Raw genomic sequence first — 26,756 nt, forward strand, 5'->3', positions numbered from 1 at the left:
GCCAGCGTAGCCACCGACGGGCAGGTGGGCTTGGGGGCTGGGGGTCGATAGGCATTATGGTCAGCGCATGGAGATCGACATCCACACGACGAAGGGGAAGATCGCCGATCTCGGGGAACGCATTCTCGCCGCTGAGAACGCCGCCTCCCCGGCTGCCGTTGAAAAGCAGCACGCCAAGGGCAAGCTCACGGCCCGCGAGCGCATCGCCGCGCTCCTGGACGAGGGCACCTTCGCGGAGTTCGACGAGTTCGCCCGCCACCGCTCAACGGCGTTCGGCATGCAGGCCAAGCGTCCCTACACCGACGGCGTCATCACCGGCGTCGGCGCCATCCACGGCCGTCCCGTCTGCGTCTTCAGCCAGGACGTCGCCCTCTTCGGCGGCGCGCTCGGCCAGGTCTACGGCGAGAAGATCGTCAAGATCATCGACTTCGCGATCAAGACCGGCTGCCCGCTGATCGGCATCAACGAGGGTGGTGGCGCCCGCATCCAGGAGGGCGTGGTCTCCCTCGGCCTCTACGGCGAGATCTTCCGCCGGAACACGCTGGCCTCCGGCGTGATCCCGCAGATCTCCCTGATCATGGGCGCCGCGGCCGGTGGCCACGTGTACTCCCCGGCCCTGACCGACTTCACGATCATGGTCGACCAGACCTCGCAGATGTTCATCACCGGCCCCGCCGTCATCAAGACGGTCACGGGTGAGGACGTGACGCTGGAGGAGCTGGGCGGCGGTCGCACGCACAACGCCAAGTCGGGCAACGCCCACTACCTGGCCGCCGACGACAACGACGCGATCGAGTACGCCCGCGAGCTGCTGAGCTACCTGCCGCAGAACAACCTCGAGGACCCGCCGGTCTACGACGAGGCCGAGGTCGACCTCACGATCACCGACCACGACCGCGAGCTCGACGTCCTGATCCCCGACAGCCCGAACCAGCCGTACGACATCCGCACGGTCATCAAGACGGTCCTCGACGACGACGAGTTCCTCGAGGTCCAGGAGCTGTACGCCGGCAACATCGTCGTGGGCTTCGGCCGCATCGAGGGTCGCGTCGTGGGCATCGTGGCGAACCAGCCCATGGTCTTCGCCGGCTGCCTCGACATCAACGCCTCCGAGAAGGCCGCCCGCTTCGTCCGCACGTGTGACTGCTTCAACATCCCCGTGCTGACGTTCGTGGACGTCCCCGGCTTCCTGCCGGGCGTCGAGCAGGAGCACAACGGCATCATCCGCCGTGGCGCGAAGCTCATCTACGCCTACGCCGAGGCCACGGTCCCGCTGGTCACGATCATCACCCGCAAGGCCTACGGTGGCGCGTACGACGTCATGGGGTCGAAGCACCTGGGTGCCGACGTGAACCTCGCGTGGCCGACCGCCCAGATCGCCGTCATGGGCGCCGAGGGTGCGGTCGAGATCCTGTACAAGAAGGAACTCGCCGAGGCCACCGACCCGGTCGAGCGCCGCAAGGAGCTCATCCAGGAGTACAACGACGAGCTGGCCAACCCGTACGTCGCCGCCGAGCGTGGCTACATCGACCAGGTCATCTACCCGCACTCCACGCGCGAGACGATCATCCGGGTCATGCGCCTGCTCCGCACCAAGCGCGAGACCCTGCCGCCCAAGAAGCACGGGAACATCCCGCTGTGACCGAGCAGATCTCGCCCGAGGATCAGGGCCCGCTGTTCCAGGTGGTGTCCGGGAACCCGTCGGACGAGGAGCTGGCGGCGCTGACCGCCCTGCTCACCGTCGTCCGGCGGGGACGCGGTCGCCCGCACGCGCCGGTGAACTCGGCGATCGCGGGTGGCTGGCGTTCGCACTGGCACCTCGTGCGGCACGCAGTGCTGCAGGGCCACGGCGCGTGGCGGAGCACGGCGCGCCGCTGACCCCTCCCCTTCCTCCCGCTTGGTGGCGGCCGTTAGGCTCGACGCGTCCGCCACCAAGCGAAGGAGTGCCAACGATGGCCGCCGTAGACGACATCAAGTCGAGCCTCGACCTGTCCCAGATCGCCCAGTACCTGGGCACCGACGAGCAGACCGCCAACGAAGCGGTCGACCAGGCCCTCGCCCAGCTCGTCGGGGCGATGGACGACAACGCCACCGATGCCGCCAGCGCCGTCGGCCTCAGCCGCGCCGCGCTCAACGACCACCTCGAGGGCTCCGCCTTCGGTGACAGCATCGACATCAACGCGGTCGACGCCGCCGACGGCGAGAAGATCGTCAGCCACGTCTTCTCCCCCACCCAGATCCAGTCCCTCGGCTCCGGCATGGGGGGCAACCTCCTGCGCCGACTGCTCCCCCTCCTCGCCCCGCTCGTGATGGGCTACCTCGCCAGCAAGCTGCAGGAGAAGATGGGCGGCGGCGGTCGCGCGCAGGCCCCTTCGCAGGGCGGTGGTCTGGGTGACATCCTGGGCGACCTGCTCGGCGGTGGCGCCCCCCAGCAGCAGTCCGGCTCCGCCGGCGGCGGCCTGGGCGACATCCTCGGTGACCTGCTCGGCGGCGGCGCGCCCCAGCAGCCCACCCAGGCCCCCTCCTCGGGCGGCACCGGCGGCTTCCAGGCCCCGACCTCCGACGGCGGCCTCCGCATCGACCCGGGCACCTCGGCCCCGCGCCAGTCCCAGCCGCAGTCGCCCATGGGCGGCGGCGCGGGCGACCTCCTGGGGGGCCTCCTCAAGGAGATCCTCATCGGCCGTCGCTGACCTTGCGGCTGGTCCTCGCATCGGCGTCGCCGGCGCGCCTGCACACCCTGCAGGCCGCCGGCGTCGACCCGATCGTGCACGTCTCCGGCGTCGACGAGTCCGTGGTCGACGAACGTGACCCCGAAGCTCTCGCCTGCGCCCTGGCCCGGCTGAAGGCCGAGGCCGTCCTCGCCGAGGTCGGCACCGGCGGCGACCTCGCCCTCGTGGGCTGCGACTCGGTCCTGGCCCTGGGCGGGGGCATCCACGGCAAGCCGTACACCGACGAGGCGGTGCGCGAGCGCTGGCGCCTCATGCGCGGCCGCACGGGCGAGCTCGTCACCGGCCACCACCTCGCCGTCGTCCGCGACGGCACCGTCCACCGCGACACCCGCGCCGCCACCACCCGCGTGACCTTCGCCGACGTCACCGACGACGAGGTCGAGGCCTACCTCGCCACCGGCGAGCCCCACCACTGCGCCGGCGCCTTCACCATCGACGGCTACGGCGGCCCCTTCGTCGAACGCCTCGAGGGCGACCCCCACAACGTCGTCGGCATCAGCCTCCCCCTGCTGCGCCGCATGCTCGCCGACGCCGGCGTCGCGTGGCCCACCCTCTGGCGCCGGTAACCTGATCGGGCCATGACCGAGATCACGCCCGCTCCCCCACACAGCGCCCTGCCCGCCGCCGTGCGGGCCATGCGCCCGCGCCAGTGGGTCAAGAACGTCCTCGTCGTGGCCGCCCCCGCCGCCGCGGGCTCCCTGTTCCAACCGGCGGTCGCGCTCAACACGCTCGGGGCGTTCGTCGCCTTCTGCCTGGTCAGCGCGTCCATCTACCTCATCAACGACGTCCGCGACGTCGAGGCCGACCGCCTGCACCCGAAGAAGCGGTTCCGGCCCATCGCCGCCGGCGAGCTCACCGCGCGCACCGCGCTGGTGCTGGCCGCGATCACGGTCGTCGCCAGCCTGGCGCTGGGCGCCGCGATCGCCCCGCAGCTGGCGGCCACGCTGGCCACCTACTGGGTCCTCCAGGTCGGCTATTCCCTGTTCCTGAAGAACCAGCCCATCATCGACCTGGCCGTGGTGGCGTCCGGATTCCTGCTGCGCGCGGTCGCCGGCGGCGTGGCGTCCGACATCGCGCTGTCCCAGTGGTTCCTGCTCGTGGCGGCGTTCGGGTCGCTGTTCATGGTGGCCGGCAAGCGCTACTCCGAGATCCGCGAGCTCGGCCCCGAGGCCGGCACCCGCGCCTCCCTGGCCCGCTACACCGACACCTACCTGCGCTTCGTGTGGACCATGGCGTGCACCGCCGTGATCATGTCCTACAGCCTGTGGGCGTTCGAGCAGTCGGGCGACTCCATGCTGGCGGGGGTGCCCTGGCACGCCGTCTCGATCGCCCCGTTCACGCTCGCGCTGCTGCGCTACGCCTACACGATCGACACCGGCGCGGCCGGTGAACCCGAGGACGTCGTCCTGACCGACCACGTCCTGCAAGGCCTCGGCGTCCTCTGGGCGGTCCCGGTCGTGCTCGGCCTGCTGGGCTGACGGACGCCCCACGCCGGGGTCCCCACGGGGATGGGACCTGTCGATTACAAAGGGGCACTGCTTTGGTCCTAGACTCCCGAACGGACACGGCTTTCGCGCCATGAAGGACTTTCAAGGAGGAAATGTGCCTATCACCAAGGTTCTCGTCGCCAACCGCGGTGAGATCGCCGTCCGCGTCATCCGCGCGGCCCGCGACGCCGGGCTGCCGAGCGTGGCCGTCTACGCAGACCCTGACGCAGACTCGCTGTTCGTGAAGCTGGCCGACGAGGCCTTCGCCCTGAACGGCATGACCCCGGCCGAGACGTACCTCGACGTCGCCAAGATCCTGGCCATCGCCGAGCGCACCGGCGCCAACGCGATCCACCCGGGCTACGGCTTCCTCGCCGAGAACGCCGACTTCGCGCAGGCGGTCCTCGACGCCGGCCTGATCTGGATCGGCCCCCCGCCGGCCGCGATCGACGCGCTGGGTGACAAGGTCAAGGCCCGCCACATCGCGCAGAAGGTGGGCGCCCCGCTGGTGCAGGGCACCCCCGACCCGGTCAAGGACGCCGACGAGGTCGTCGCGTTCGCCAAGGAGTTCGGCCTGCCGATCGCGATCAAGGCCGCCTACGGCGGTGGCGGTCGCGGCCTGAAGGTCGCCCGCGAGCTCGACGAGGTCGCCGAGCTGTTCGAGTCCGCCACCCGTGAGGCCGTCACCGCGTTCGGTCGCGGCGAGTGCTTCGTCGAGCAGTACCTCGACAAGCCCCGCCACGTCGAGACCCAGTGCCTGGCCGACTCCCACGGCAACGTCGTGGTCGTCTCCACGCGTGACTGCTCGCTGCAGCGCCGCCACCAGAAGCTGGTCGAGGAGGCCCCCGCGCCGTTCCTGACCGACGAGCAGATCGACCGCCTGTACACGTCCTCCAAGGCCATCCTCAAGGAGGCCGGCTACATCGGCGCCGGCACCTGTGAGTTCCTGGTCGCCCAGGACGGCCGCATCTCGTTCCTCGAGGTCAACACCCGCCTGCAGGTCGAGCACCCGGTCTCCGAGGAGGTCACCGGCATCGACCTGGTCCGCGAGATGTTCCGCATCGCCGACGGCGAGGAGCTGGGCTACGGCGACCCCGAGGTCCGCGGCCACTCGATCGAGTTCCGCATCAACGCCGAGGACGCCGGCCGCAACTTCATGCCGGCCCCCGGCACGCTGACCGCGTGGCAGGCCCCGTCCGGCCCCGGCGTCCGCGTCGACCACGGCTACAACGCCGGCATGTCGGTCCCGGGCTCGTTCGACTCCCTGGTCGCCAAGATCATCGTGACCGGTGCCGACCGCGAGCAGGCCATCGCCCGCTCCCGCCGCGCCCTGTCCGAGACGGTGCTCGAGGGCATGCCGACCGTCATCCCGTTCCACCAGGTCGTGCTCAACGACCCGGCGTACACGGCGGCCGACGGCAAGTTCGGCGTCCACACCCGCTGGATCGAGACCGAGTTCGACAACCAGATCCCCGCCTACACCGGCCCGCTCGGTGAGGGCGAGGAGGTCGAGAAGACCAGCGTCGTCGTCGAGGTCAACGGCCGTCGCGTCGAGGTCAAGCTGCCCGCCTCCCTGGGCACCGCCGCCCCGGCCGCCTCCGGCAAGGCCAAGAAGCCGACCCGCCGCGACCGCGGTGGCGCCAAGGCGTCCGCCCCGTCGAGCAACGCGGTGGCCTCGCCGATGCAGGGCACCATCGTCAAGGTGGCCGTCTCCGAGGGTGACACCGTGGCCGAGGGCGACCTCGTCGTGGTGCTGGAGGCCATGAAGATGGAGCAGCCGCTCAACGCGCACCGCGCGGGCGTCGTCAAGGGCCTGAGCGTCGAGGCGGGCCAGACGGTCGCCTCCGGCGACACGCTCTGCGAGATCGTCGACGCGGAGTGACAACGACGCACAGCTGACACCCAGCGGCCCCCGAGGCTTCACCTCGGGGGCCGCTGGCATGCTGGGGGCATGGAGTACGTGATCGTCGGGGTGCTCGTCCTCGTCGCCCTCGGCATCTGGGTGGCCGTCGCGCGGGGCGGGCGGAAGCTCGAGCGGCAGCAGGCCACCAAACTGGAGGGGGCGTTGGCCGCCTCCCTGCGCGCCGCCGAGGAGGACGTGACGCGGTTCGGCGAGGAACTGCAGGCCGTCGACGTCACCGGCGGCACGCTGGACGCCGCGGCCCGCCAGGACTACGAGCGGGCGCTGGACTCCTACGAGCACGCCAAGCAGTCGCTGGCCGCGGTCACCCGCCCCGACGAGGTGCGGTTCGTCACCGAGATCCTCGAGGAGGGCCGCTACGCCGTCGCCTGCCTGCAGGCGCGGGTCGCCGGGCAGCCGCTGCCCGCCAAGCGCCCGCCGTGCTTCTTCAACCCCTCGCACGGCCCCTCCACCCAGAACGTCGAGTGGGCCCAGCAGGGCCAGCCGTCCCGCTCCGTCCCGGCCTGCGCGGCCGACGCCGAGCGCGTGCTCGCCGGGGGCGTCCCCTACATCCGCACCGTGCAGGTCGGCGCCCGCCGCGTCCCGTACTGGGAGGCCGGCCGCGAGTACGCGCCGTGGGCGCAGGGCTACTTCAGCAACTGGAAGGGCTCCGACCTGATCAAGGGCGTCGCGGTGGGGTCGGTGGTGCTCGGCGGGCTCGTGGCCCTGCCCAAGCTGCTGGACGAGCTGGGCGACGGGTTAGAGGGTCTGGAGGGCCTGGGTGACCTCGGCGAGATCGTCGAGGGCCTGGGCGACCTGTTCGACTGAGCCCAGCCCTGGGGCGTAGTTCCGACCCGCCGAGGGGTGGAGGCAGCCGGTGCGCCCAACCGATAGCCTGTCGGGGTACCGCGAAACCACCACCACCGACACCACGAAGAGGGATCTGCGTGACCACCGAGCATCCGTACGAGAGCCAGAAGGAGATCACGTTCGTGATCCCCTGTTACAACTCGGCCGAGTACATGGACCACTGCATCGACTCGATCATGCGTGGCAAGGGCAACATCGAGATCATCATCGTCAACGACGGCTCGACGAAGGACAACACCGCCGAGAAGGCCGACGAGTGGGCCGCGCGCCACCCCGAGACGATCAAGGTCATCCACCAGGAGAACAAGGGCCACGGCGGCGCCGTCATGGCCGGCCTGAAGGCCGCCACCGGCGTGTACTTCAAGGTGGTCGACTCCGACGACTGGCTCGACCCCGTCGCGCTCAACCTCATGATGAGCAAGCTGCGCCACTTCATCGCGTCCGGCTCCCCGGTCGACCTGGTCGTGGCCAACTACGTCTACGAGCACACCATCTCGGGCACCCAGAAGGTCATCAAGTACCGGGGCATGCTGCCGCAGAACCGCGTGTTCACGTGGAACGAGGTCGGCTTCTCCGGCCCCGGGCAGAACATCCTCATGCACGCCGCCACCTACCGCACCCAGGTGCTGCGCGACTGCGGGCTCGAGCTGCCCGAGCACACGTTCTACGTGGACAACATCTTCGTCTACCAGCCGCTGCCCAGCGTCCAGACGCTGTTCTACCTGCCGGTGAACCTCTACCGGTACTTCATCGGCCGCGAGGACCAGTCGGTCAACGAGAAGGTCCAGATCTCCCGCCTCGACCAGCAGATGCGCGTCACGCGGATCATGGTGGAGGCCCACAAGCTCCCCGAGGGTGCGGGCAACCGTCGCCTGGCCGGCTACATGGAGCAGTACCTGGGCCTGATCGTCACGGCGTCCAGCATGTTCGCGCTGCTGGAGGGCACCGAGAAGGGCCTGCGCATGCGCCGCGAGATGTGGGAGCACATCGACGCGGTCGACCCGATCCTGAAGGCCCGGCTGGGCCTGCGGCTGCCGCTGGTGCTGGGGGCGAACCTGCCCGGTGCCGTGGGCCGCAAGGTGTCGGTGGCGCTGTACCGCACTGCGCAGAAGCTCTACCGCTTCAACTGATCCCTACGGGCTGACCTGACCCGACGCCGTGCTCCCGAGCTCCTCGGGGGCACGGTGTTCGTACGTGGGGTGGAAGCGCGTCAGGCCGATCACACCCGCGATGGCGGTGGCGCCCAGGAGGATCATCAGGGCGGCTGCGGCCGGCGTGATGCCGACCCCCTCGCCCAGGACGAGGATGCCGAAGGCCACGGCCACGACGGGACTGGTGACGGTCATCGAGCCGACCACGATCTCGGACGGGCCGGTCGCGTAGCCCTGCTGCATGTACCAGCCGGCGGCGATGGCGCCCACGACGAGCGCGACGAGGATGCCGAAGATGGCCGCCGAGTAGGGCCAGGATTGGGTCTTCACGTACTCCCAGATCGACTTCACCATGGACGCCTCGAGGCCGTAGAACAGCGCCCCGCCGGAGGACCAGAACAGGCACCGCCACGCGAACGGCCCCTTGGCCCCGAGCGTGGCGAACAGGGCTGCGACGGCGTACACGATGAGCGCGCCGATGATCACCTTGCGCATCACGAGGTCGGACTCCGCGGCCGCGTGGATGCCGGTGACGAGGGTGAAGGCCAGCGTGGAGGCGACGGTGACCACGACGGCCAGCTGCGTGCGCGGCGGCACCCACGTGCGGGTGGCGCGGGCGGCCAGCAGCACCGACCACGGGAAGGCCAGCAGGCCGAGGGGCTGGACGACCGACAGCGGGCCGAAGAACAGCGCCGTCACCTGCAGGACGGCCGAGACCCCCAGCAGCACCAGCCCGAGCAGCCACCGCGGCTTGCGCACGGCCGTGAGGAAGGTGCGGAAGCTCATCTGCTGCTTCTGCGCGTTGCCGGACAGCTGGGTGTCGACGGCGTGGTGCTGCAGGTGTGCGGACAGGGCGAAGCAGAACGAGCTGATGAGCACCAGGCCGACGGCCAGGGGGATGTTCTGCGTCACGTTCACCTACGGTAGCCGCAACCCGGCCCCAACTCCTCGCGGCGTCCCGGACGCCCTACCTGAGTCGCCGGAAATCATCCCTGGGGTGGAGTCGGGGTGTGGCGTCAGTGGTCGGTGTGCGGGTCGTCGGACTGGACGCCGTGCAGGCGGCGGGCCGCCTCGGCGATCGAGCCGGACATCGACGGGTAGACCGTGAACGCCTGTGCCATGTGGTCCACCGTGAGCCGGCGCCGGACGGCCAGCGCCAGCGAGTGGATCAACTCGGACGCCCCGGGGGCGACCACAACGCCACCGATGATCACGCCCGACGGGCTGCAGAACACCTTGACGAACCCGAAGTTCAGGTCCTGCATCTTGGCGCGGGCGTTGGAGTGCAGCGGCATCATCAGGGCCTTGCCGCGGACCAGGTCGTAGTCGAGCTGCTCCTGGGTGACGCCCACCGTCGCGATCTCGGGGGAGGTGAAGACGTTGGCGGAGACGTGGCGCTGGTTGAGCGGGGCCACCGCGTCGCCCAGCGAGTGGTACATGGCGTTGCGGCCCTGCATGGCGGCCACGGACGCCAGCGGGTAGACGCCCGTGACGTCGCCGGCCGCGTACACGCCGCGCGCCGAGGTGCGGGAGACGCCGTCGACCTTGATGTGGCCCGACGGGGTCAGCTCGACGCCGGCCTCCTCGAGGCCGAGGTCCTCGGTGTTGGGGATGGAGCCCACGGCCATCAGCACGTGGCTGCCCTCGACCTCGCGGCCGTCGGCCAGCGTGACGATGACGCCGTCCTCCGTCCGGCGGGCGGCGACCGCGCGCGAGCGGGACAGGATCTCCATGCCGCGGCGCTCGAAGACCTCCTGGATGACGCGGGCGGCGTCGGCGTCCTGACTCGGGAGCACCATCTCGCGCGAGCTGACGAGGACGACCTCGCAGCGCAGCGCGTGGTAGGCGCTGGCGAACTCGGCGCCGGTGACGCCCGAACCGACGACGATCAGCTTGCGGGGCATCTCGCGCAGGTTGTAGAGCTGCTTCCAGTTCAGGATGCGCTCGCCGTCGGGCTTGGCGTCGTCGAGCTCGCGGGGGCGCGTGCCGGTGGCGACGAGGATGATGTCGGCGTGGAGGCGCTCCTCCTTGCCGTCGGGCGTGGTGGCGATGACGTGCTCGGTGCCGTCCAGCCGGCCGTTGCCGTGGATGGTGCGGACGCCCTCGAGGTTGAGGCGGGTCTGGATGTCGGCGCTCTGCTGGGCGGCCAGCTCGAGGAGGCGCTCGTTCATCTTGACCGCGTCGACCCGGACGGTCTCAACGAGGCTGGTCTGCGACGGGTCGACCGGCTCGAGGCCGAGCTTGTTCGACTTGCGGATGCGCGTCATCACGTCGGAGACGGCGATGAGGCCCTTGGACGGAACCACGTCGGTGAGCACGGCGGAACCGCCGACGCCCGCACGCTCGATGACCGTGACCTTCCCGCCCAGGTGCGCGCCCACCAGCGCCGCCTCGTAGCCGCCAGGTCCGCCACCGATGATCACCACGTCCGTCATGCTCGGCATTCTTCCATGCACCACGGGGGGCGTCTAAGCGTGAGGACCGTGGCGCCACTATGCTCGGCGAGGTGACGCAGTTGACGGACCCCTACGCTCTGGCCGAGCAGGCCGCCGACGCCCTGAAGCAGCGTCTGGGGGTGGACCGCATCGACGTGGCGCTCGTGCTCGGCTCCGGCTGGTCGACCGCCGCCACCGACCTCGGCGAGGTCGTGGCCGAGGTGCCGCTGGGCGAGCTCCCCGGCTTCTCCGCCCCGGTCGTCGCCGGCCACGGCGGCGCGGTGCGCGCGCTGCGCCTGCCCTCGGGCCGCATCGCCGCCCTGTTCACCGGGCGCACCCACTTCTACGAGGGCAAGGGCGCCGACGCCGTCGTCCACGGCGTCCGCACGGCGGCCGCCGCCGGGGCGACCCGCCTCGTCCTCACCAACGGCTGCGGGGGCCTCGACCCCGCCTGGGCGCCCGGCACGCCGGTCCTCATCGCCGACCACATCAACCTGACCGGCGCCACCCCGCTGCACGGGGCGAACTTCGTCGACCTGACCGACGCCTACTCCCCCGCCCTGCGCGACCTCGCCCGCACGGTCGACCCCGACCTCGACGAGGGCGTCTACGTCCAGTTCGCGGGCCCGCAGTACGAGACCCCGGCCGAGGTGCGCATGGCCGCCGCGATCGGCGGCACCCTCGTGGGCATGTCGACCGCCCTGGAGTGCATCGCCGCCCGCGAGGCCGGCCTGGAGGTGCTCGGCATCTCGCTGGTCACCAACGCCGCCGCCGGCATCACCGGCGAGGTGCTCGACCACGCCGAGGTCATCGAGGCCGGCCGCAACGCCGTGCCGCGCCTGCGCTCGCTGCTGTCCGGCCTGCTGGAGGTGCTGTGATGCTGCCCGCCGAACTGCGGCAGCGCCTGCGCGACTGGCAGGCCGCCGACCCCGACCAGGCCACGATCACGGCGCTGGACCACCTCATCGAGCGCTCCGAGGGCGGCGACGCCGACGCGGTCGCCGAGATCGTCGACGCCTTCTCTGGACGCCTCGCGTTCGGCACCGCGGGCCTCCGGGCCGCGCTGGGCCCCGGCCCGAACCGGATGAACCGCGTCGTGGTCTCCCAGGCCGCCGCAGGGCTGGCCCGCTGGCTGGTCGACAACGGGCACGCCGGCCGCACGGTGCTGGTCGGCTACGACGCCCGCTACAACTCCGACGTGTTCGCCCGCGACACCGCCGAGATCCTCGCCGGCCACGGGCTGCGCCCCCTGCTCACCGAGACCCACGTGCCGACGCCGGTCGTGGCGTTCGGCATCGGGCACTACGACTGCGTGGCCGGGGTCGTCGTCACGGCGTCCCACAACCCGCCGCAGGACAACGGCTACAAGGTCTACGTCGGCCCCTCCCAGATCGTGCCCCCGACCGACGGCGAGATCGCCGCGCAGATCGAGACGGTCGCGCAGCTCCCCCTGTCCTCGATCGCCCGGGCCGAGAACTACGAGACGATCGGCGAGCCGCTGCTGGAGGCCTACGTGGGCCGCGTGGCGTCCCTCGTGGCCGACGACGCCCCGCGCGACCTGGCCTGGGTCTACACCGCCATGCACGGCGTCGGCGCCGAGGTCGTGGCCCGTGTGCTCGACCGCACCGGCTTCCCCGCGCCCGCGCTGGTCGACGAGCAGGCGCTGCCCGACCCGGCGTTCCCGACCGTCGCGTTCCCCAACCCCGAGGAGAAGGGCGCGATGGACCTCGCCCTGGCCCTCGCCCGCACCACCGACGCCGACGTGGCGATCGCCAACGACCCCGACGCCGACCGCTGCGCCCTCGCCGCCCCCTTCGACGGGCAGTGGCGGATGCTGTCGGGTGACGAGCTCGGCTGGCTGCTCGCCGACGACGCGCTGCGCCGCGGGACGCCCGGGGTCTACGCCTGCTCGGTCGTCTCCTCCACCCTGCTGGGCCGGATGGCGGCCGCCGCGGGCCAGCCGTTCCAGATGACGCTGACCGGCTTCAAGTGGATCGGCCGCGTGCCCGGGCTCGCGTTCGGCTACGAGGAGGCCATCGGCTACTGCACCGACCCCGAGGGCGTGGCCGACAAGGACGGCATCTCCACCCTCACCCGCGTGCTCGCGCTGGTGGCGGCCCTGAAGGCCGAGGGCTCCACCGTCCAGGGCCGCCTCGACGAGATCGCCCGCACCCACGGCGTCCACCTCACGGCCCCGCTGTCGTTCCGCGTCTCCGACCTCTCGCTCATCTCCGACGCCATGGCCCGCCTGCGGGCCGACCTGCCGACCGAGCTCGCCGGTGTGCCGGTGACGGCGTCCGACCTCGGCGAGGGCTGGAACGGCCTCCCGCCGACCGACGGCGTGCTCTTCGAGGGCGAGGGCGTCCGCGCGGTGGCCCGCCCGTCGGGCACCGAGCCGAAGCTCAAGGTGTACCTGCAGGTGTCGCTGCCCCCGGAGCGGTCCGGTGACCTCGACGCCGCGCGCGCCGAGGCGGCGGCGGTGATGGAGCAGCTCAAGGCCGACATGGCGGCCGCGCTGGGGCTGTGACCCGGGTCGTCCTGCTCGCCGGCCCCTCGGGCGGCGGCAAGTCGCGGCTGGCGCACGTCACCGGCGCGCTGCCGCTGCGCCTGGACGATTTCTACCTGGACGCCGACCACCCCGACCTGCCCCGCGCGCACGGCATCGTCGACTGGGACGACCCCGCGACCTGGGACGCCTCGGGTGCGGTCGCCGCCCTCACGGCCCTGGTGCACGAGGGGCGCGCGCTCGTGCCCTCGTACTCGATCGCCGAGAGCCGCCGGGTGGGCATGCACGAGCTCACGCTCGACGGCCGCGGGCTCGTGGTCGCCGAGGGCATCTTCGCCATCGAGCTCCTCCCCCACGCCCGGGCCGCCGGCCTGCAGGTCGAGCCGGTCTACCTGGACCGCTCGCGCTGGCTGGTGGGCCTCCTGCGGCTGCGCCGCGACCTCGCCCAACGGCGCAAGCCCCCGCTGGTGCTGCTGCGCCGGGGGTGGGCCCTCCTGTGCGCCCAGCCCGGCCTCAAGCGCCGGGCGCTGGCCGCCGGGTTCCGCCCGATGCGGATGCAAACGGCCGTGCGGTTGCTCGGTCGCGCCTGAGCCCGGCGTGACAGGATGACGTCATGCGCGTCCTGCTCACCGGGGGAACCGGAACCATCAGCCGAGCCGTCGTGGCGCGAGTGCTCGCCGAGGGCCACTCGCTGAGCGTCCTCAACCGCGGCAACCGCGAACCCCTGCCCGAGGGCACGGAGCACCTCGTCGGCGACGTGCGCGACGAGGCCTCGCTGCGGGACGCGCTGGGCGGGCGCGAGTTCGACGCCGTCGTCCAGTTCCTGGCCTTCGACGGCGAGGACGTCGAGCGGGACCTGCGCGTCCTCGCGGGGCGGGTGGGCCAGTACGTGCTGGTCAGCTCGTGCTCGACCTACCTCAAGCCGTTGCCCCACCACGTGGTCACCGAGGACTCGCCGCAGGGCAACCCCTACTCGGCCTACGCCCGGGACAAGATCGCGGGCGAGGAGGCCCTGCGCGCCAGCGCCGGCGACCTGCCGTGGACGATCGTGCGGCCCTCGCACACCTATGGCGAGCGGACGATCCCGACCAACTTCCACTTCGGGAACCCGTGGGCGGCGTGGCAGCGGGTGCTGGACGGCAAGCCGGTCATCGTGCACGGCGACGGCGAGTCGCTGTGGACGTTCACCTGGAACGAGGACTTCGCCGTCGGGCTGGTCGGCCTGCTCGGCAACGAGGGCGCGCTCGGGCGTGCGGTGCACATCACCTCCGACGAGTCGATCACCTGGAACCGGGCGTTCCGCACGGTGGCCGGGGTGATCGGCGCCGGCGAGCCCGACCTGGTGCACGTCCCGTCCGCCACCCTGGGCGCACTGCGGGAGGACCTGGAGGCGGCACTGCTGGGCGACAAGGCGGCCACGATCGTGTTCGACAACACGCTGGTGAAGTCCCTGGTGCCGGCGTTCGACGCCCGCACCACCTGGGCAGAGGGCGTCGCCCGGGCGTGGGAGTGGATGCAGGCGCACCCGGACTCGCGGCGTCCGGACCCCGCCTACGACGCGTTCTGCGACGACGTGATCGCGCGGGTGCGCGCCTGGGCCTGAGCCCGGGTCAGCGGCGCGCCTCGCGGGCCGCCTTCTGCGCGGCCGCGACGGCCGGGAACAACACGATGATCGCGGTGCCCAGGCCGAGCGCGCCCAGCACGGCGGCCAGCCCGGCACTGCCGCTGGCGACGGCGAGCAGGGAGGCCACCCCGCACATGAGGGAGATGACCGCGCCGATCCCCAACCACTTCGCGGCGGCCGCGTGCCCGGCCCGCCAGGCGGACGGGGAGGACATGGTCGCGCTCGTGCGGATGCCCGCCAGCGGGTTGGGCCGGAGCCGGCCCAGGCGGCCGCCCAACGCGATCACGGCGTAGATCGCCCCGATGCCGAGGGCCGTGATGGCCAGGGCGACCGGGTCGCCGCCCGCGCCGGCGGTCTCGAGCGGGGTCAACGCTCGTCCTCGACCGCGCGCTGCGGCTCGGGCGCGACCTCGAAGTCGGGCTGCGCCTCGGGCAGCAGGTCGGCGACGGGGTCGATGACCTCGCGCTGCGCGGTCAGCTCGGGGTTGTGCGGGGCCGTCGACAGGCGCGCGGCCTTGCCGGCCTCGAGCTTCTGCGCCTCGGCGATGGCCTGCTCGACCGACGCCTGGCTCTCGGCCTCCTCGGCCTTCTTGGACGCCTCGATCTCGGCGAAGACGTCCACCTTCTTCGGGGCCTCGAACTTCGACGGGTCGACCGCACCGAGCGCCTTGCCGGCGACCTCGCCGAGGTTGCCGCCCAGGCCCTTGAGGGCGTCGTTCAGCTCCGACGGGATGATCCAGACCTTGTTGGCGTCGCCGGTGGCCAGCTTCGGCAGCATCTGCAGGTACTGGTAGCTCAGCAGCGCCTGGTCGGGCTCGGCGGCGTGGATCGCGTGGAACACCGTCGTGATGGCCTGCGCCTCGCCCTCGGCGCGCAGCATGGACGCCTGGCGGTCGGCCTGGGCCCGCAGCACCTGGGACTCGCGCTCACCCTGCGCCCGGAGGATCGAGGACTCGCGGTCACCGGACGCCGACAGGATCTGCGACTGGCGCTGGCCCTCGGCGAGCAGGATCTGGGCGCGCTTCTCGCGCTCGGCGCGGGCGCCCTTCTCCATCGCGTCGCGGATCGTGGCCGGCGGCTCGATCGACCGCAGCTCGACGCGGTTGACCTTGATGCCCCACTTGCCGGTGGCCTCGTCGAGCACCGCGCGCAGCTTCTGGTTGATCTCCTCACGCGAGGTGAGGGTCTGCTCGAGGTCCATGCCGCCGATGATGTTGCGCAGCGTGGTCATGGTGAGCTGCTCGATGGCCTGGATGTAGTTCTGGGCCTCGTACGCGGCCCGCTTCGGGTCGACGATCTGGTAGTAGATGACCGAGTCGATGCCGACCATCAGGTTGTCCTCGGTGATGACGCCCTGGGGCGGGAACGGTACGACGGCCTCGCGCATGTCCATGGTGTAGGCGACGCGGTCGATGAACGGCACGATCAGGTGCAGGCCGGGGCCGATCTCGCGGTTGAACTTGCCCAGCCGCTGCACGATGCCCACCTGCATCTGCTGGATGACGCGCACCGACAGGCCGAGCGCGACGACCGCCACGACGGCGATCAGGATCATCAGGATCAGGAACGGGTCGGGCATGCGGGCCGCCTCCTCAGGGGTCGGGGTTGTGCACGACCCAGACTAGTCGGTGGCACCCACGCGACTGGCAGGCGCGACGGCACCCCGTGGCTCAGGAGCCCAGCGGCTTGTTGCGCGGGTGCACCACGACGGTCAGGCCGTCGACCTCCATCACGTCGACCGGGACGCCGGCGGCGATCGTCTCCCCGTCCCACGAGCGCGCGGTCCAGGTCTCGCCGTTGATGGTGGCCTCGCCGGTGGTCGCGGTGATCTCCCCCACGGCCCGCCCGGACGCCCCCAGCAACTGGTCGAACGTCGAGCGGTAGCCCTCCCCCTTGTGGAGGCGGCGGAGGATCTCGGGGCGCAGGAAGCCCAGCAGCGCGACGGCCACGACGACCGCGACGAGCACCTGGGCCCAGAGCAGGCCGGGGAGGAACAGGGCGACTCCCGCGCCGGCCAGCGCACCGCCGGCCAGCATCAGCAGCGTCATGTCGAGCGTGAGCATCTCGGACACCGCGAGGCCGCCGGCCAGCACCAGCCAGACCAGCCAGAGGTTCTCCTGGATCCACTCGAGCACGGCTACTCCTCGACGGCCGCGCGCTCGGGGTGCCTGCGCGCGGCGCGCGCCGACCAGCGGCCGTCCTCGACGCTGACCTTGAGCGGCAGGTCGAAGGCCTCGCTCATGTGCTCGTCGGTCAGCACCTCGGTGATCGGGCCGGCGGCGACGACGCGGCCCTGCTTGAGCAGCATCGCGTGGGTCATGCCCGGCGGGATCTCCTCGAGGTGGTGGGTGACCAGCACGGTGGCCGGGGAGAACTCGTCGGCCACGATCTCGGACAGGGTGGCCACCAGCCGCTCGCGGCCAGCCAGGTCGAGGCCGGCGCCCGGCTCGTCGAGCAGCAGCAGCTCGGGGTCGGTCATCAGGGCGCGGGCGATCTGGACGCGCTTGCGCTCGCCCTCGCTCAGCGTGCCGAACGTGCGCTTGCCGAGGTGCTCGATGTGGAGCTGCTGCATCAGCTGCGCGGCCCGGCGGAAGTCGTCCACCTCGTAGCCCTCGTGCCACCGGCCCACCACCGCGTAGGCGGCCGAGACGATGACGTTCCCGACGGCCTCCGACCGCGGGATGCGGTCGGCCAGCGCCGCCGAGGTCACGCCGATGCGCGGGCGGAGCTCGAACACGTCCACGGCCCCCAGCACCTCGTCGAGGATGGAGGCCATGCCGTCGCTGGGGTGGAGGTTGGCCGAGACGACCTGCAGCAGCGTGGTCTTGCCGGCGCCGTTCGGCCCGATGACCACCCAGCGGTCGGCCTCGTCGATGACCCAGGTGATGCGGTCGAGCAGCGTCGACCCGTTGCGGACGATCGAGACGTCGGCGAGCTCAACGACAGGTGCCATGCCTCCAACCTACCGGCCGGACGCCGCGGGCGTGGCCTCCCCGGCCCGTGTCACGCGCCGGTGGAGTGGAGCCCGCCGTCGACGTGGATCATCTCGCCGGTGGTCGCCGGGAACCAGTCCGACAGCAGGGCCACGACGGCCTTGGCGGTCGGCGTGGCGTCGTGGTCGTCCCAGCCGAGGGGGGCGCGGTCACCCCAGATGTCGTTGAAGGTGTTGGCGCCCGGGATGGCCTTCTTCGCGATGGTGTCCAGGGGGCCGGCGGCGACGATGTTGGAGCGGATGCCGTCCGCGCCGACGTAGCGGGCGAGGTAGCGCGAGGTCGACTCCAGGGCGGCCTTGGCGACACCCATCCAGTCGTAGGTCGGCCACGACACGCGCGCGTCGAAGGTGAGGCCGACGACGCTGGCGGGGTTGTTCAGGATCGGCTTGCACGCCATCGTGAGGCTGACCAGCGAGTACGCCGAGACGTGGATCGCCTGGGCGACGTCCTCGGGCGGGGTGGTGAGGAACTTGCCGCCGAGCGCGGTCTCGGGGTTGGCGTACGCCACCGAGTGCACGACGCCGTCGAGCCGCTCGACGCCGACCGCGCGGAGGGCGTCCGGGAGGCCGGCCAGGTGCTCGGCGTTCGTCACGTCCAGCTCGAGCACCGCCGGGGCGGGGTCGAGGCGCTTGACGATGCGGTTGGTCAGGCTCATCGCGCGGCCGAAGTTGGACACCACGACGGTGGCGCCCTCGGCCTGGGCGATCTCGGCGACCTTGTACGCGATGGAGGTGTTCATCGTCACGCCGGTGACGAGGATGGTCTTGCCCTCGAGGATTCCCATGGCTGTTCCTTCGGTGTGGGGAGCGGGTGTCAGTGGCCCATGCCCAGGCCGCCGTCGACCGGGAGCACGGCCCCGGAGACGTAGCCCGCGGCGTCGGAGGCCAGGTAGGCGACGGCGGCCGCGACCTCGGCGGGACCGCCGAGCCGGCCGGCGGGGATGGCGGCCTTGTAGCCGGCGACCGTCTCCTCGGGCAGGACGGCGGTCATCTCGGTCTCGATGAAGCCGGGCGCGACCACGTTGGCGGTGATGTTGCGGCCGCCCAGCTCGCGGGTCAGCGAGCGGGCGATGCCGACGAGGCCCGACTTGGTGGCGGCGTAGTTGACCTGGCCGGGCGAGCCGTAGAGGCCGACGACCGAGCCGATGAGGATGATGCGGCCCCACTTGGCGCGCAGCATCGACCTCGCACCGCGCTTGGCGACGTTGAACGCGCCCTTGAGGTTGACGTCGACGACGGCGTCGAAGTCGGCCTCGCTCATGCGCAGGATGAGCGTGTCCTTGGTGATGCCGGCGTTGGCGACCACGACCTCGACGGGGCCGTGCGCCTCCTCGGCGGCCTTGAAGGCGGCGTCGACCGACGCGGCGTCGGTCACGTCGCAGGCGATGCCGAGGGCACCCTCGGGCGCGCGACCGGAGGTGCTGGCGGCGGCGACCTTGTGGCCCTGGGCGAGGAACTCCTCCACGATGGCGCGGCCGATGCCCCGGGCGCCGCCGGTCACGAGGATGCTGCGAGGTGTCTGCGTCACGGCGACAACCGTAGCGTGAGACCGCCCCGGCGCAGGCGTAGGCTTGCAGCATGGCCGGACGCGCTGTGCACGCCCAACCGGCGCTCATCACGAGCGCGCGGTTCGGCAACAGCCTGTCCACCGACCAGCGCGCCAAGCGCTACATCATCACGATGACCTTCCGGGTGGTGTGCTTCATCGCCGCCGTGTTCGTCCCCCTGCCGTGGAACGTCGTGCTGTTCGTCACCGCGGCCCTGCTCCCGGGCATCGCCGTGCTGCTGGGCAACGCGCGCGACAACAGGCCCGAGCCCACGGCGTCCCCCGACGAGGACGTGCCGCAGCGCCTGGAGCTCACCGCCGGCGAGGTCGTCAAGGGCGAGGTACAGGAGGACGATCGGTGAAGCGCACGTGGCTGCGATGGGGGCTGATGACGCTCTTCGTCGTGGCGTTGGGGTTCACGTTCGTCCAACTGGGGCAGTGGCAGCTCGACCGGCTCGACCAGCGCCGCGACCGCAACGCGACCACCGCCGAGCACGAGAAGGCCCCGGTCCGGCCGTTCGAGGAGGTCTTCACCGGCACGATCACCGACGCCGACCAGTGGCAGCGGGTCTCGGTGTCGGGCACCTTCCTGGCCGACAAGCAGCTCCAGGCCCGCTACCGCAGCTTCGACGGCAAGACCGGGTGGGAGCTGATCACCCCGCTGCGGACGACCTCGGGTCAGGTCGTCCTCGTCGATCGCGGCTTCGTCGAGCGCCCGGCAGGGCAGGACTTCCCCAAGGTCTTCCCCGACCCGCCCGCCGGCGAGGTGCAGCTGACCGGCTACGTGCGGCGCAACGAACAGGGCAACACCAACCAGATGACCCCCACCGAGAACACGGTGCGGCTGGTCAACTCCGACACCCTGTCCGGCGCCCTGGGCCTCGACCTGGTCAACGGCTTCATCGCGCTGATCGACGTCACCCCGGCCCAGTCGGCCGAGCTGGTCCCGGTCACCCCGCCGCCCCCGACGGAGGGCCCGCACCAGAGCTACGCCCTGCAGTGGTTCGCCTTCGCGGCGATCGCCGTGGTGGGGCTGTTCATCCTGATCCGCAACGACCTGCGCGACCGCAAGCGCGCCAAGGAGCGCGCCGCCCGGCCGGCCCCGGTCGAGCCGGCGGTCGAGCGCACGGAGGAGGCGAGCCATGGACCTCGGGCTGACTGACAGGGTCTTTGTCGTCACGGCCGCCTCGGGCGGCCTCGGCCGCGCGACCGCCGACCAGCTCGTCGCCGAGGGCGCGCGCGTGGTGGTCGTCGCCCGCCGCGAGCAGCCGTTGGCGGACGCCGTGGCGGCCCTGGGCGCCGACCGTGCGGTCGCGCTCGCCGCCGACCTCGCCGAGCCCGACGCCGCCGCCCGCGCCGCGGCGCTCGCCCTCGAGACGTGGGGACGCCTCGACGGCGCCCTCGTCAGCGTCGGCGGGCCGCCCAAGGGCTCGGTGCTCGGCACGACCGACGACACCTACCGCGCGGCGTTCGACTCCGTCGTGGTGGGCGCCCTGCGCGCCGCCCGCGCCGTCGTGGACGCCGCCCCAGGCCCCGTGGCGCTGGCCTTCGTGCTCTCCACCTCGGTCAAGGAACCCCTGGCCGACATGGCCCTGTCGAACGTCACCCGCCCGGGCCTGGCCGTGCTCATCCGGCAGCTGGCCGACGAGTTCGCCGACTCCGGGTCGCGCGCGGTCGGCCTCATGCCCGGCACGATCCAGACCGACCGGATCAACTGGCTCGCCGGCCAGTCCCCCGACCCCGACGCCGCGCTCGCCGCGCTGGGCTCGGCCTCCCCCATGAACCGCGTCGGCCAGCCGGTCGAGTTCGGCCGGGTCGCCGCCTTCCTTCTGTCGGACGCCGCCTCCTTCGTCACCGGCTGCGTCGTCCCGGTCGACGGCGGCCGCCTGCGCGGGGTCTGATGGGCCTGGACGCCGCCCGCGGCCTGCTCGCCTGCCCGGTCTGCGCCGAGGGCCTGGACCTCGGGCCGGCCGCAGCCACCTGCCGGCAGGGGCACTCCTTCGACGTCGCCCGCCAGGGACACCTCAACCTGCTGGGCGCGGCCCAGCCCGCCAACGCCGACACCGCCGCGATGGTCGAGGCCCGGTCGCGGGTGCTGGACTCGGGGGCCTTCGACGCCGTCGACGCCGCCCTCGCCCGGCGCGCCACCGGGGCCCGCACGATCCTGGACGTGGGCGGCGGGACCGGCCACCACCTGGCCCGGCTGCTCGACGCGCTGCCCGCGGCCCGGGGCGTCTCGCTCGACGTCTCGGTGCCCGCCGCCCGCCGAGCCGCCCGCGCCCACGACCGCGCCGCCTCGGTCGTCGCCGACGCGTGGGGCACCCTGCCCCTGCGCACCAAGCGGTTCTCGCTGGTGACGTGCGTCTTCGCACCGCGTAACCTGCGCGAGTTCGCCCGCGTGCTCGCCGACGCCGGCCTCCTCCTCGTCGTGACGCCCGACCCCGACCACCTGCGCTCCCTGCGCGAACGGCACGGGCTGCTCGACATCGAGGCCGACAAGGACGACCGGCTGGCCCGCGCGGCGTCCGGGCTCTTCGAGACCATCGGCCGCCACCGCGTGCGCGCCGCCCTCTCGGCCGACGCCGCCCTCGTGCGCGACCTGATCGCGATGGGCCCCAACGCGTTCCACGGGGTGCCCGAGGAGGTCGACCCGATCGACACCGAGGTCGCCGTGAGCGTGTGGCTGTTCCGGCGGCTCGGGTAGGCGCGCCCCCGCTCCCCTGTCGGACGCCGCGAGCTGCGGGTACGTTTCACCCATGAACGTGTTCGAGAACGTCACGGCCCTCATCGGCCGCACGCCCCTGGTCAAGGTCAACAAGCTGTTCGGCGAGACGAACGCCATCGTGCTGGCCAAGCTGGAGTTCTACAACCCGGCCAACTCGGTCAAGGACCGCATCGGTGTGGCGATGGTCGACGCGGCCGAGAAGGCGGGCGTCCTGGAGCCCGGCGGCACCATCGTCGAGGCGACCTCCGGTAACACCGGCATCGCCCTGGCCATGGTCGGCGCGGCCCGCGGCTACGACGTCGTCCTGACGATGCCCGAGACCATGAGCAAGGAGCGTCGCGCCCTGCTGCGTGCCTTCGGCGCCGAGCTCGTCCTGACCCCCGGCCCCGAGGGCATGCGCGGTGCGGTGAACAAGGCCAACGAGATCGCGGCCGAGCGCGGCGGCGTGCTGGTCCGGCAGTTCGAGAACCCGGCCAACGTCGACATCCACCGGCGCACGACGGCCGAGGAGATCTGGGCCGACACCGACGGCACGGTCGACATCGTCGTGGCCGGCGTCGGCACCGGCGGCACCATCTCCGGGGTCGGCCAGGTGCTCAAGGAGCGCAAGCCCGGCGTCCAGATGGTCGCGGTCGAGCCCGCCGAGTCACCGATCCTGTCCGGCGGCCAGCCCGGCCCGCACAAGATCCAGGGCATCGGGGCCAACTTCGTCCCCGAGATCCTGGACCGCTCGGTCCTCGACGAGGTCGTCACGGTCTCCTCCGAGGACGCCGTGGCCATGGCCCGCGAGGCCGCCCGCGCCGAGGGCCTGCTCGTCGGCATCTCCTCGGGCGCGGCGCTGAAGGCCGCCGGTGAGCTCGCCGCCCGCCCCGAGAACACGGGCAAGACGATCGTCGTGGTGATCCCGAGCTTCGGCGAGCGGTACCTGTCGTCGGTCCTCTATGCGGACCTGATGGACTGACCTCTTCCAGACGTGCTGGAGTGGGGCCCATGAGCTCCGACACCCGCCTCCGCACCCTCCTCGACCGCATGACCGAGGACCTCGACGCGGCCCTGCGCGAAGACCCGGCGGCGTCGAGTCGGATGGAGGTGGCCCTGCTCTACCCGGGCGTCCACGCCGTGTGGGCGCACCGGGTGGCGCACGCCCTGTGGACCCGGAAGTCGAGCCTGCGCCCGATCGCGCGTGCGGTCTCGCAGGTGGCCCGGGGCCTGACCGGCGTCGAGATCCACCCCGGCGCCACCATCGGCCGCCGGTTCTTCATCGACCACGGCATGGGCGTCGTCATCGGCGAGACCGCCGAGATCGGCGACGACGTCGTGATGTACCACCAGGTCACCCTGGGCGGCCGCTCCCGCGGCCGGTTCAAGCGGCACCCCACGATCGGCGACGGCGTCCTGCTCGGCGCCGGCGCCAAGGTGATCGGCCCGATCACCGTCGGCGAGGGCACGCAGGTCGGCGCGAACGCCCTCGTCGTCCACGACGTGCCCCCGAACTCGGTGGTCACCGGGGTCGTCGCCGACACCTCCATCGACCCCGTCGCCTGACCCGCCCGCCCGAGAAGGACCGTCCGTGAAGCCGTTCCTGCACCTGTCCATCCGCGACCACGACGACGCCGTCGCCAAGGAGTTCGACGCCATCGCCTCCTTCGCGGGCCTCAAGCCCGGCCAGCTGGTGCAGCTGCGCGTCGAGCAGGCCCCGCTGCCGGTGATCCGGCCTGACGACTACTCCGGCATCGTCATCGGCGGCGGCCAGTTCAACACCTCCGACGCGGTCAAGACCGACACCCAGCGCCGGGTCGAGGCCGACCTCGGCCGCATCGTCGACACCGCCCTGGCCGAACGGGTGCCCCTGCTGGGCCTGTGCTACGGCGTCGGCATCGTCACCCAGCACCTCGGCGGGCTGGTCGACCGCACCTACGGCGAGACCACCTCGGCGGTGGAGGTCACCCTGACCGAGCACGGCCGCGTCGACCCGCTGTTCGAGGGGGTGCCCGACCGGTTCATGGCGTTCACCGGCCACAAGGAGGCGTGCTCCCGGACGCCCAACGACTCGGTCCTGCTCGCCACCGGCACCGCGTGCCCGGTGCAGAGCTTCCGGGTGGGCGACCGCGCCTACGTGACGCAGTTCCACCCCGAACTCGACGTGGCGCGCCTGGTCGAGCGCATGGTGATCTACCGCAACGCGGGCTACTTCGACCCCGACGAGTTCGACACGCTGGTCGAGGCCGCGCACGCGGCGGGTGTCGACGACTCCCCCGGGCGCATCCTGCGCAACTTCGTGGAGCTGTTCGCCCGCTGATCAGGAGCCGTGCTCGCGCGCGATCTGCTCGTGGTGGCGCACGACCTCGGTGACGATGAAGGTCAGGAACTTCTCGGCGAACTCCGGGTCGAGGCCCGCGCCGTCGGCGAGCGACCGCAGCCGCTCGATCTGCAGCTTCTCGCGGGCCGGGTCGGCCGGCGGCAGGCCGCGGGTGGCCTTCAGGACGCCGACCTCCTTCGTGATCCGGAAGCGCTCGGCGAGCAGGCACACCAGCGCCTGGTCGAGGTTGTCGATGCTGGCCCGCAGGCCAGCCAGCTCGGCCGGGATCTCGCTCATGGGGTCACAGTACCGAGCACAATGGGCCTCATGAGCCCCGAACAGGCACCGGACGCCGGCGTCCCGGTGTGGGCGGTCCTCAACCCGGTCGCCAAGCGGTCCGCGCTGGCGCTGCACTCGCTGGAGCGGGCGTGCGCCGACGCCGGCCTGCCGGCGCCCCGGGTGCTGGAGACCACGGCGGCGGAGACCGGCTGGGCCCAGGCCCGCGAGGCAGTCGCCCAAGGTGCCCGCCACGTGGTGGTGGGCGGCGGCGACGGCACCGTGCGCGAGGTCGTCCGCGCGGTCGCCGGCACGGGGGTCCACCTCGGCATCCTGCCGCTGGGCACGGCCAACCTGTTCGCCTTCAACCTCGGCCTGCGCACCCGCGACCCCCGCCTGATGGTCGACCGGGCGCTCTTCGGGTCGCCGGCGCCCACCGACGTGGGCTGGGCGAGCTGGCGCCCCGTGGTCGAGGGCGCCGTAGGGGCGCCCACCCCCGACCAGCCGTTCCTCGTCATGGCCGGCATCGGGCACGACGCGGCGACCGTGCTGGCGACCAGCCCGGGCGCGAAGTCCAGGCTCGGCTGGGCGTCCTACCTCGCCTCGGGTGCGCGCCACCTCCTCCGCAAGCCGCTCTCGATGCGGCTCTCGGTCGACAACGCGCCGGGCCGCCGCCTCGAGACCTGGACCGTGCTGGTCGCCAACTCCGGCGCGATCCCGTTCGGCATCGAGGTGTTCCCCGACGCCCGCCTCGACGACGGCCACCTCGACTGCCTCGAGGTCCCCCTCCGGACGCCGGCCCAGTGGGCGTCCATCGCCTGGGCCGGCCTGACCCACCACCGCTGGGAGGCGGCAGCCCTGCGCTACTCGCGGGCCCGCACGGTCTGGGCCGTGCCCGACGAGCCCACCCCCCTGCACCTGGACGGGGACGTGGTCGGCGAGGTGGCCGACGTCCGCATCCGGATCCAGGCCGGCGGCCTCGTCGTCCGGACCGGCAACTAGGCTGGCGGCATGCCCATCGACCAGGACCTCATCGTCACGCTGCTGCGCGGCCACACCGACCGCAAGGAGGAGGCGCAGGTCCTCGAGCTGCTCCGGCAGGCCTCGGCACCCACGCTCGACCAGGTACTCCGCGAGGTCGACGCCGCCGGGCTGTTCCGCAGCACCGACGACCACTGGTTCGGCCCGCAGCACCGCACCGAGCTGCGCGAGCTGCTCACCGAGCGGCTGGGCGAGTTGTCGATCGAGCCGCAGGCGAACCTCGCCTACGGCATGCAGGCCGGCCACACCGACCGCGCCGACGAGGAGGCCATCGCGGCCATCTTCCTCGCCCGCCACGGGGTCGAGCTGACCCACCTGAAGAACCGGATCAACAGCCGCACCGACAGCCACGACCTCGAGGGCCTGGTGTTCGCCGACATCGGCGACGAGGCCGTCCGCGCCCGCATCCTCGAGCACATCGCCACCGAGGCCGCCGGGGTCGAGACCGGGGAGTCGAAGGTGCTGTGCGACATCGACGACACCGTCATCTGCGCGCTGCACGACCGGCGCTACCCGCGCGGCACCATCTACCCCGGCATCCTGGCGCTGCTGGACGCCCTGGACCGGGGCGGCGACGACGAGCCGTTCTCCACCGGCGACCTGACCTTCGTGACCGCGCGGCCCGGGGACGCGCTCGGCCTGATCGAGAACCACACCCGCGCCTCCCTGCGCCGCGCCGGCATCGCCACGCACTCGGTGCTCACCGGGACCCTGTCGGCGCTGGTCACCCACGACCTGATGGCGGGCCAGAAGATCGCCAACATCGACCACTACCGCCAGCTGTTCCCCGAGTACCGCAAGCTGTTCATCGGCGACTCGGGCCAGGGCGACATCCGCGTCGGCGAGCTGCTGCTCGAGCGGTTCGGCGAGGTCGTCGACATCGTCGTCATCCACGACGTGGTCGGCATGCCCGCCGAGGAGCGGGCGCGGCTCGCCACGGAGGGCATCCACGTGGTCGACACCTACGTGGGCGCCGCCCGCCTGATGCACGACCGCGGGCTCATCGCCGAGGCGGGCCTGGAGCGGGTGGTCGCCGAGTCCCGCGCCGCGCTCGACTCCATCGCGTGGGACTCCGACGAGCAACGCGAGGCCGTGCGCGCCCTCATCGAGCGGGACGCCGCGGGCATCGAGATCCACACCGCCCCCACCCAGACCACCTGACTCCGCGGGCAGCCG

General features: G+C 72.2%; 30 protein-coding genes. 21 read left to right on the plus strand and 9 right to left on the minus strand.

Translation table 11 applies throughout. The features are described 5' to 3' along the window. The first annotated feature begins 67 nt into the window (after positions 1-67). From J4N02_RS11660 to J4N02_RS11695, 8 genes are all read left to right on the plus strand, one after another. Positions 68-1,642 (plus strand): acyl-CoA carboxylase subunit beta, encoded by a 1,575-nt coding sequence (locus J4N02_RS11660; protein ID WP_182818800.1) that lies wholly within the window; start codon positions 68-70, stop codon positions 1,640-1,642. Next, complete coding sequence (locus tag J4N02_RS11665) at positions 1,639-1,878, plus strand: acyl-CoA carboxylase subunit epsilon (protein ID WP_188333083.1); 240 nt, start codon at positions 1,639-1,641, stop codon at positions 1,876-1,878. Before J4N02_RS11660 ends, J4N02_RS11665 begins: the two co-directional genes overlap by 4 nt. A gap of 74 nt (positions 1,879-1,952) precedes the next feature. Further along, positions 1,953-2,690, plus strand: coding sequence for a DUF937 domain-containing protein (locus J4N02_RS11670; RefSeq protein ID WP_208090954.1), 738 nt, complete (start codon positions 1,953-1,955; stop codon positions 2,688-2,690). Continuing rightward, positions 2,687-3,295, plus strand: coding sequence for a nucleoside triphosphate pyrophosphatase (locus J4N02_RS11675; protein ID WP_188333161.1), 609 nt, complete (start codon positions 2,687-2,689; stop codon positions 3,293-3,295). The genes J4N02_RS11670 and J4N02_RS11675 overlap by 4 nt, the downstream gene beginning before the upstream one ends. Positions 3,296-3,307: 12 nt before the next feature. Then, positions 3,308-4,207 carry a decaprenyl-phosphate phosphoribosyltransferase gene (locus J4N02_RS11680; RefSeq protein ID WP_182818803.1) on the plus strand — a complete coding sequence of 300 codons (900 nt, stop codon included), beginning with the start codon at positions 3,308-3,310 and terminating at the stop codon, positions 4,205-4,207. A 100-nt stretch (positions 4,208-4,307) separates the two neighbouring features. Continuing rightward, positions 4,308-6,098 carry a biotin carboxylase N-terminal domain-containing protein gene (locus tag J4N02_RS11685; protein WP_182818805.1) on the plus strand — a complete coding sequence of 597 codons (1,791 nt, stop codon included), beginning with the start codon at positions 4,308-4,310 and terminating at the stop codon, positions 6,096-6,098. A gap of 69 nt (positions 6,099-6,167) precedes the next feature. Continuing rightward, positions 6,168-6,944, plus strand: coding sequence for a hypothetical protein (locus tag J4N02_RS11690; protein WP_188333084.1), 777 nt, complete (start codon positions 6,168-6,170; stop codon positions 6,942-6,944). A 119-nt stretch (positions 6,945-7,063) separates the two neighbouring features. Then, positions 7,064-8,116 (plus strand): glycosyltransferase family 2 protein, encoded by a 1,053-nt coding sequence (locus J4N02_RS11695; protein ID WP_208090955.1) that lies wholly within the window; start codon positions 7,064-7,066, stop codon positions 8,114-8,116. Positions 8,117-8,119: 3 nt separating this feature from the next. Here the strand turns inward: J4N02_RS11695 and J4N02_RS11700 are convergent, their stop codons facing one another. Both J4N02_RS11700 and J4N02_RS11705 read right to left on the minus strand, forming a co-directional pair. Beyond that, complete coding sequence (locus J4N02_RS11700; RefSeq protein WP_188333085.1) at positions 8,120-9,049, minus strand: EamA/RhaT family transporter; 930 nt, start codon at positions 9,047-9,049, stop codon at positions 8,120-8,122. Positions 9,050-9,153: 104 nt separating this feature from the next. Next, positions 9,154-10,572: an NAD(P)H-quinone dehydrogenase gene (locus J4N02_RS11705; RefSeq protein ID WP_182816470.1), complete on the minus strand. Its 1,419-nt coding sequence runs from the start codon at positions 10,570-10,572 to the stop codon at positions 9,154-9,156. 71 nt (positions 10,573-10,643) lie between these two features. Here J4N02_RS11705 and J4N02_RS11710 point away from each other — a divergent pair, with 71 nt between their 5' ends. Genes J4N02_RS11710 through J4N02_RS11725 form a run of 4 tightly spaced genes read left to right on the plus strand, consistent with a single transcriptional unit; the run spans position 10,644 to position 14,681 of the window. After that, positions 10,644-11,450, plus strand: a complete 807-nt coding sequence (locus tag J4N02_RS11710; RefSeq protein ID WP_208090956.1) for a purine-nucleoside phosphorylase — start codon at positions 10,644-10,646, stop codon at positions 11,448-11,450. Further along, positions 11,450-13,099 carry a phospho-sugar mutase gene (locus J4N02_RS11715; RefSeq protein WP_188333087.1) on the plus strand — a complete coding sequence of 550 codons (1,650 nt, stop codon included), beginning with the start codon at positions 11,450-11,452 and terminating at the stop codon, positions 13,097-13,099. The genes J4N02_RS11710 and J4N02_RS11715 overlap by 1 nt, the downstream gene beginning before the upstream one ends. Next, complete coding sequence (locus J4N02_RS11720; protein WP_188333088.1) at positions 13,096-13,668, plus strand: uridine kinase; 573 nt, start codon at positions 13,096-13,098, stop codon at positions 13,666-13,668. The genes J4N02_RS11715 and J4N02_RS11720 overlap by 4 nt, the downstream gene beginning before the upstream one ends. A 23-nt stretch (positions 13,669-13,691) precedes the next feature. Continuing rightward, complete coding sequence (locus J4N02_RS11725; RefSeq protein WP_188333089.1) at positions 13,692-14,681, plus strand: SDR family oxidoreductase; 990 nt, start codon at positions 13,692-13,694, stop codon at positions 14,679-14,681. Positions 14,682-14,688: 7 nt separating this feature from the next. Here J4N02_RS11725 and J4N02_RS11730 read toward each other — a convergent pair whose 3' ends face one another. The 6 genes from J4N02_RS11730 to fabG form a co-directional block, all read right to left on the minus strand. Then, positions 14,689-15,072 carry an SdpI family protein gene (locus J4N02_RS11730; RefSeq protein WP_188333090.1) on the minus strand — a complete coding sequence of 128 codons (384 nt, stop codon included), beginning with the start codon at positions 15,070-15,072 and terminating at the stop codon, positions 14,689-14,691. Next, positions 15,069-16,280 (minus strand): SPFH domain-containing protein, encoded by a 1,212-nt coding sequence (locus J4N02_RS11735; protein ID WP_182816481.1) that lies wholly within the window; start codon positions 16,278-16,280, stop codon positions 15,069-15,071. The genes J4N02_RS11730 and J4N02_RS11735 overlap by 4 nt, the downstream gene beginning before the upstream one ends. Before the next feature lie 91 nt (positions 16,281-16,371). Beyond that, the gene (locus tag J4N02_RS11740) at positions 16,372-16,836 is read right to left on the minus strand and encodes an NfeD family protein (RefSeq protein WP_188333091.1); all 465 of its coding nucleotides are present in this window, start codon (positions 16,834-16,836) and stop codon (positions 16,372-16,374) included. A gap of 2 nt (positions 16,837-16,838) precedes the next feature. Then, positions 16,839-17,654, minus strand: a complete 816-nt coding sequence (locus J4N02_RS11745; RefSeq protein WP_188333092.1) for an ABC transporter ATP-binding protein — start codon at positions 17,652-17,654, stop codon at positions 16,839-16,841. Between the two features lie 50 nt (positions 17,655-17,704). Then, on the minus strand, positions 17,705-18,478 hold the full coding sequence (gene fabI, locus J4N02_RS11750) for an enoyl-ACP reductase FabI (RefSeq protein WP_188333093.1): 774 nt from the start codon (positions 18,476-18,478) through the stop codon (positions 17,705-17,707). Positions 18,479-18,507: 29 nt separating this feature from the next. After that, positions 18,508-19,221, minus strand: a complete 714-nt coding sequence (gene fabG, locus J4N02_RS11755; RefSeq protein WP_188333094.1) for a 3-oxoacyl-ACP reductase FabG — start codon at positions 19,219-19,221, stop codon at positions 18,508-18,510. 50 nt (positions 19,222-19,271) lie between these two features. Between fabG and J4N02_RS11760 the strand changes: the two genes are divergently transcribed. From J4N02_RS11760 to J4N02_RS11790, 7 genes are read left to right on the plus strand one after another with little or no spacing between them, the layout of a single operon-like run. Continuing rightward, positions 19,272-19,601 (plus strand): DUF3099 domain-containing protein, encoded by a 330-nt coding sequence (locus tag J4N02_RS11760; RefSeq protein WP_188333095.1) that lies wholly within the window; start codon positions 19,272-19,274, stop codon positions 19,599-19,601. Beyond that, a complete protein-coding gene (locus J4N02_RS11765) occupies positions 19,598-20,401 on the plus strand; it encodes an SURF1 family protein (protein ID WP_188333096.1) in 804 nt (267 codons plus the stop codon). The genes J4N02_RS11760 and J4N02_RS11765 overlap by 4 nt, the downstream gene beginning before the upstream one ends. Then, the gene (locus J4N02_RS11770) at positions 20,382-21,140 is read left to right on the plus strand and encodes an SDR family oxidoreductase (RefSeq protein ID WP_188333097.1); all 759 of its coding nucleotides are present in this window, start codon (positions 20,382-20,384) and stop codon (positions 21,138-21,140) included. The genes J4N02_RS11765 and J4N02_RS11770 overlap by 20 nt, the downstream gene beginning before the upstream one ends. Beyond that, a complete protein-coding gene (locus J4N02_RS11775; protein WP_188333098.1) occupies positions 21,140-21,943 on the plus strand; it encodes a putative RNA methyltransferase in 804 nt (267 codons plus the stop codon). Before J4N02_RS11770 ends, J4N02_RS11775 begins: the two co-directional genes overlap by 1 nt. Positions 21,944-21,995: 52 nt before the next feature. Continuing rightward, on the plus strand, positions 21,996-22,925 hold the full coding sequence (gene cysK, locus J4N02_RS11780) for a cysteine synthase A (protein WP_188333099.1): 930 nt from the start codon (positions 21,996-21,998) through the stop codon (positions 22,923-22,925). Between the two features lie 29 nt (positions 22,926-22,954). Then, a complete protein-coding gene (epsC, locus tag J4N02_RS11785; RefSeq protein WP_182816510.1) occupies positions 22,955-23,509 on the plus strand; it encodes a serine O-acetyltransferase EpsC in 555 nt (184 codons plus the stop codon). 25 nt (positions 23,510-23,534) lie between these two features. Then, positions 23,535-24,263 (plus strand): glutamine amidotransferase, encoded by a 729-nt coding sequence (locus tag J4N02_RS11790; RefSeq protein WP_182816512.1) that lies wholly within the window; start codon positions 23,535-23,537, stop codon positions 24,261-24,263. Here J4N02_RS11790 and J4N02_RS11795 read toward each other — a convergent pair whose 3' ends face one another. Continuing rightward, positions 24,264-24,560 (minus strand): chorismate mutase, encoded by a 297-nt coding sequence (locus J4N02_RS11795; RefSeq protein WP_182816514.1) that lies wholly within the window; start codon positions 24,558-24,560, stop codon positions 24,264-24,266. A gap of 30 nt (positions 24,561-24,590) precedes the next feature. Between J4N02_RS11795 and J4N02_RS11800 the strand changes: the two genes are divergently transcribed. Continuing rightward, a complete protein-coding gene (locus J4N02_RS11800; protein ID WP_188333100.1) occupies positions 24,591-25,541 on the plus strand; it encodes a diacylglycerol kinase family protein in 951 nt (316 codons plus the stop codon). A gap of 9 nt (positions 25,542-25,550) precedes the next feature. Then, positions 25,551-26,741, plus strand: a complete 1,191-nt coding sequence (locus tag J4N02_RS11805) for a hypothetical protein (RefSeq protein ID WP_188333101.1) — start codon at positions 25,551-25,553, stop codon at positions 26,739-26,741. Positions 26,742-26,756 lie beyond the last annotated feature (15 nt).

This window comes from Propioniciclava sp. MC1595 (assembly GCF_017569205.1).
GTDB lineage: Bacteria > Actinomycetota > Actinomycetes > Propionibacteriales > Propionibacteriaceae > Propioniciclava.